Origin of the sequence: Phenylobacterium sp., assembly GCF_020402505.1 — a bacterium.
In the GTDB taxonomy this organism is placed as follows: Bacteria; Pseudomonadota; Alphaproteobacteria; order Caulobacterales; family Caulobacteraceae; genus Phenylobacterium.
On the sequence record NZ_JADBZL010000160.1, the window covers coordinates 1 to 5,278 of the forward strand.

The 5,278-nt window shown below is 71.1% G+C and carries 4 protein-coding genes and 1 pseudogene; all 5 read left to right on the forward strand.

Annotated elements, in window-relative coordinates; all coding sequences use genetic code 11:
* Window positions 1-1,433, forward strand: a 1,433-nt coding sequence (locus IM632_RS11355; RefSeq protein ID WP_296552348.1) for a DNA polymerase, incomplete at its 5' end; no start/stop codon positions are given.
* Window positions 1,434-1,512: 79 nt separating this feature from the next.
* Window positions 1,513-2,979: a phosphoesterase gene (locus IM632_RS11360; RefSeq protein ID WP_296502559.1), complete on the forward strand. Its 1,467-nt coding sequence runs from the start codon at window positions 1,513-1,515 to the stop codon at window positions 2,977-2,979.
* Window positions 2,979-4,259 carry an aminotransferase class V-fold PLP-dependent enzyme gene (locus IM632_RS11365; RefSeq protein ID WP_296525126.1) on the forward strand — a complete coding sequence of 427 codons (1,281 nt, stop codon included), beginning with the start codon at window positions 2,979-2,981 and terminating at the stop codon, window positions 4,257-4,259. Before IM632_RS11360 ends, IM632_RS11365 begins: the two co-directional genes overlap by 1 nt.
* Window positions 4,256-4,906 carry an arylformamidase gene (gene kynB, locus IM632_RS11370; protein ID WP_296552349.1) on the forward strand — a complete coding sequence of 217 codons (651 nt, stop codon included), beginning with the start codon at window positions 4,256-4,258 and terminating at the stop codon, window positions 4,904-4,906. The genes IM632_RS11365 and kynB overlap by 4 nt, the downstream gene beginning before the upstream one ends.
* A 70-nt stretch (window positions 4,907-4,976) precedes the next feature.
* A pseudogene (locus IM632_RS11375) lies at window positions 4,977-5,278 on the forward strand (sugar phosphate isomerase/epimerase); the annotation flags it as partial.

Here is a 5,278-nt window from a genome sequence, read left to right on the forward strand (position 1 = left end):
ACGGCATGGATGAGCTGTCCCGCCTGCACCTGGGACACTCGCCCATCCCGTTCAAGCAGGTGGCCGGGACCGGCAAGTCGCAGAAGAGTTTCCGCTACGTCGCCCTGGAGCCGGCCACCGCCTACGCCGCCGAGGACGCCGACGTCACCCTGCGCCTCTACAGGGTCCTTCGCCCCCGCCTGCGCCAGGAGGGCCTGCTGACGGTCTACGAGACCCTGGAGCGGCCCATGCCCCCGGTGCTGGCGGCGATGGAGAACGCCGGGGTGCGGGTCGATCCCGAACGCCTGCGCCGGCTGTCCAACGACTTCTCTGTGCGGATGGGGGAGCTGGAGGCCGAGGCCCACCGGCTGGCCGGACATCCTTTCAACCTCGGCAGCCCCAAGCAGGTGGGCGAGGTGCTCTATGGCCAGATGGGTCTGGAATCCCGCCGCACCACCGCCACGGGCGCCCAGGGCACCGACGCCTCGGTGCTCGAGGAGCTGGCCGCCGAGGGCCACGCCCTGCCCCGGGTCCTGCTGGACTGGCGCCAGCTGTCAAAGCTCAAGGGCACCTACACCGACGCCCTGGCCGCGGCCATCGCGCCCTCCACCGGCCGGGTCCACACCTCCTACGCCCTGGCGTCCACGACCACGGGCCGGCTGTCGTCCACTGACCCCAACCTGCAGAACATCCCCATCCGCACGGAGGAAGGGCGCAAGATCCGGCAGGCCTTCGTCGCCGATCCGGGTCGCGTCCTGATCAGCGCCGACTACAGCCAGATCGAACTGCGCCTCCTGGCCCACGTGGGCGACATCCCCCAGCTCAAGGACGCCTTCGCCCGGGACCTGGACATCCACGCCCTGACGGCCTCCGAAGTGTTCGGCGTTCCCGTCGAGGGCATGCCCGCCGAGATCCGCCGGCGGGCCAAGGCGATCAACTTCGGCATCGTCTACGGCATTTCCGCCTTCGGTCTGGCCGCCCAGCTCTCCATCCCCAGGGACGAGGCGGCGGACTATATCCGCACCTATTTCGAGCGATTCCCCGGAATCCGGGCCTATATGGACCAGGCGCGGGAGACCGCGCGGCGGCAGGGTTATGTGACCACGCTCTTCGGCCGGCGGGTCCACATCCCGGCGGTCCAGGCGCGCAGCCAGGCTGAGCGGGCCTTCGGCGACCGCGCGGCGATCAACGCCCCTCTGCAGGGCGCCTCGGCGGACATCATCCGCCGGGCCATGATCCGGATGCCGGCGGCCCTCGACGCCGCAGGCCTGCAGACCCGGATGCTCCTGCAGGTCCACGACGAACTCGTCTTCGAGGCCCCTGAGGCGGAGGCCGCCGCCGCCGGCGAGGTGATCCGCCGGATCATGGCGGGCGCCGCCGAGCCCGCCGTCGCCCTCACCGTACCCCTGAAGGTCGAGGTGAACGCCGCGGCCAACTGGGATGATGCGCATTGAGCCTCCCGCCGTCATGCGCCCGTCATGCGATCCGGTTTCCGTCCCGGTGTGCACCCGACACCCCTCACGGAATTCCGCCATGCGCCTGAACCGACTGCTGATCTCCGCCCTTGGGCTCGCCCTGGTCGCCCCCGGCGCCCTGGCGCATGAGACGGGCGCGCCCCACAGCGCCCATGACGATGGCCGGACCTGGCTGGCGGGGGATCACCATGTCCACTCCCAGTTCAGCGTCGACTGGAAGCCGGCTGCGGATCCCGCCCAACCACCGGAGCCGGTGATCGGCGGGGACTCCAGCAACACCATCCCCACCAACGCCCGCATGGCCCGCAAGTACGGCCTGTCCTGGATGGCGGCGACGGACCATGGGGGCCCGAACCACTCCCGCGTCAACCGGGACCTCGCCTATCCCGAGGTCCTCAAGGCCCGCCGGGAGGTTCCCGACCTGATCCTCTTCTTCGGCCTGGAGCTGAACACCCCCGGCGCCGACCACTCCAGCATCATCGTGCCCTCCACGCCTGCGGAGCGGGACGACCTGACGGATCTTGAGCATCGCTTCGACAAGTTCGAGGCCTGGCCGACGGACCCGGCGCGGGACAAGGAAAGCCGGATGGTCGAGGCCCTCACCTACATGAAGGCCCTGCCGCGCCCGCCGATGGTCATCGCCCACCATCCTTCCCGCTCGGCGAAGGGCCTTGGCCAATATGGCCAGACCGGTCCGGCTGAGCTGAGGGACTGGAACGATGCGGCGCCCCAGGTCGCGGTGGGCATGGAGGGCGCGCCCGGCCACCAGGCGGGAGGCCTCAATCCTGACGGGTCGCCGCGCACGGAGGAGAAGAGGGGCGCCTACCGACAGCATCCCACCTACGGCGGCTTCGATCAGATGACCGCCCGGGTCGGCGGCTTCTGGGACTCCATGCTGGGCGAGGGCCGCCGCTGGTGGATCACGGCGACGTCGGATTCCCACCGTCACTATACGGACGGGGGGATCGACTTCTGGCCGGGCGAGTATGCCAAGACCTATGTCCGCGCCCGCAAGTCCCCCGACGATATCCTGGATGGCCTGCGCGCCGGCCGAGTCTTCGTGGCGACGGGAGACCTCGTGTCTTCCGTCGACCTGGAGGTCCGCCCGGTGGCCCGGGGCGGCCCGGCGGCGGGGATCGGCGGTGAGGTGACCCTCGCGCGGGGGCAGGATGTCCGCATCACCTTGAGGGTCCGGGATCCCTCCGGCGAGAACTTTGGCGGGCGCACCCCGGAGGTGAAGCGGATTGACCTGATCCGCGGCGACCTGACCGGTCCGGCGCCAAGCCGATCGGCGGACGAGAACCCCACCGCCCGTGTCGAGCGTCGCTTCACCTCCGCCGACTGGGTCCGCGAGGGGGAGGTCATCACCCTCACCACCACCCTGCGCAATGTCCAGGCCTCCGGCTACATCCGCTTGCGCGGAACGGGGACAGACGAGGCCGAGCCGGCCATGGACGTCCCCGGCGAGAACCCCTGGGACGACCTCTGGTTCTACGCCAACCCGGTGTTCATCAAGGTCCGCTGATGGCCCCGATCCCGGAACTCGCCCCGGAACTCGCTCCCGAGCCTGTTCCGGACAGCCTCGCCGCCTGCCGCAGGCTCGACCGGGATGACCCCCTCTCGACCCTGACGGGGCGATTCCGCCTGCCCACCGGGATCGTCTACCTGGACGGAAACTCCCTCGGGCCCCTGCCGCGCGCGTCCGAGGCGGCGGTCCGCAGGGCGACTGCGGGCGAGTGGGGCCGGTCCCTGGTGCGCGGCTGGAACGCCGACGACTGGATTGGCCTGCCGGCCCGCACCGCCGCCCGGATCGCACCCCTCATCGGGGCGGAAGCCGAGGAGGTGGCCTGCGCCGACTCGGTGTCGGTGAATCTCTTCAAGCTCGCCGCCGGCGCTCTGGCCTTGAAGCCGGACCGAAAGGTCCTCCTGGCGGCCGAGAGGGACTTTCCCACGGACGGCTACATGCTCCAGGGTCTGTCCCGCCTGAGGCCCGATATCCGTATACGGATCGTTCCGCATCACGAGATCGCCGGAGCGCTCTCGAACGACGTCGCCCTGCTGGTGCTGAGTCACGCGGATTATCGCACCGGCGCTCTGGCGGACCTGTCCGGCCTGTCCCGCCAGGCCGCCGAGGCGGGCGTCCTGACCCTCTGGGACCTCAGCCATACCGCGGGCCTCGCGCCCATCGGCCTCGCCGCAGCCGGCGCGGACATGGCGGTGGGCTGCGGATACAAGTACCTGAACGGCGGACCCGGGGCGCCGGCCTTCGCCTTCCTCGCCCGCCGCCACCACGAGGCCTTCGCCAATCCCCTGTCGGGCTGGATGGGGCATGAGCGCCCCTTCGATTTCGCGCCGGGTTATGCGCCCGCCGCCGGCGCCGCCCGTCTCATGGCCGGGACCCCTCCCATCCTGTCCCTGACCGCCCTGCATGCGGCCCTGGAGGTGTTCGAAGGCCTGCAACCCGCCGCCCTTCTCGCGCGGTCCCGGACCCTCTCCGACCTCTTCCTCGCTCGGGCGGCGCCGGCGCTGGAGGCGCACGGTTTCACCTGCGTCTCCCCGGCCCGGCGGGAGGCCCGGGGCGGCCACCTGTCCTTCGCCCACCCCCAGGCCTACCCGGTGGTGCAGGCCCTGATCGCCGCCGGCGTGATCGGCGACTTCCGCGCTCCGGACCTGATGCGCCTGGGCTTTTCGCCCCTTTTCCTGCGCCGGGCGGATGTCTGGGCTGCGGCGGACCGTTTCGCCCAGGTCATGGAGACCGGCGCCTGGCGCGATCCCGCCTTCGCCGAGAAGCAGAGAGTCACATGAACGCCCCCCGTGACGAGGCCGGACGCCGGCTGGTCGACATTTCCCAGCCCCTGCGGCCAGGCCTGCCCGTCTGGCCGGGGGATACCCCCTTTGGCCTGGAGCGGACCTGGGTCCTGGACGGGGACTGTCCGGTGAATGTCTCGCGCCTGACCCTGTCGACCCACTCCGGCGCCCACGCCGACGCCCCCCTCCACTTCGACGCCGCCGGCGCAGCGATCGACGCCGTGGACCTCGTCCCCTACATCGGCCCGGCCCAGCTCCTGTCGGTGACGGAGGGACCGGAGCGGATCGCCGCCGACGAGGTCCTGCCGCGCCTCGCCCCGGGGACCCGCCGGGTCCTGCTGCGCACCTTCGACGCCTTCCCCCATGAGGCCTGGCCGACGCACTTCCGCACCCCTTCGCCGGACCTGGTGGAGGCCCTGGGCGCCGCCGGCATCGTCCTCTTGGGGATCGACGGGCCTTCCCTGGACCCGGAGGACGCCAAGGACCTGGTCAGCCACCAGGCCCTGGGCCGCTGGCGCATGGCCGTCCTGGAGGGGCTGGTCTTCGACGATGTCCCCGATGGGGCTTACGAACTGATCGCCCCGCCCCTGCGCCTGTCCGGCGCCGACGCCTCGCCCGTAAGGGCCGTGCTGCGCGACCTCTGACGGCCCCTCTCGCCCTACGCGCCGGGCGTGCTAGTTTGGCCGCGAAGCAAAGAGCATTCGGGGAGTGACCATGAAGGGACCGGGGATCTTCCTCGCCCAGTTCGCCGGGGACGAGGCGCCGTTCAACAGCCTGCCGGTCCTCGGCCGCTGGGTGGCGGACATGGGGTACAAGGGCGTGCAGATCCCCACCTGGGACCGGCGCCTGTTCGACCTGAAGCTCGCCGCCGAGAGCGACGCCTACTGCGACGAGGTCAAGGGCATGCTGGCCGACCTCGGCCTGGAGGTCTCCGAGCTGTCCACCCACATGCAGGGCCAGCTGGTGGCGGTGCACCCGGCCTATGACGAGATGTTCGACGGCGGAGATCGGAAGAG

Bases quoted from the DNA above. Each gene is read 5' to 3' on its own strand.
- IM632_RS11360 (WP_296502559.1), top strand. From the start codon at position 1,513: ATGCGCCTGAACCGACTGCTGATCTCCGCCCTTGGGCTCGCCCTGGTC.
- kynB (WP_296552349.1), top strand. From the start codon at position 4,256: ATGAACGCCCCCCGTGACGAGGCCGGACGCCGGCTGGTCGACATTTCC.
- IM632_RS11365 (WP_296525126.1), top strand. From the start codon at position 2,979: ATGGCCCCGATCCCGGAACTCGCCCCGGAACTCGCTCCCGAGCCTGTT.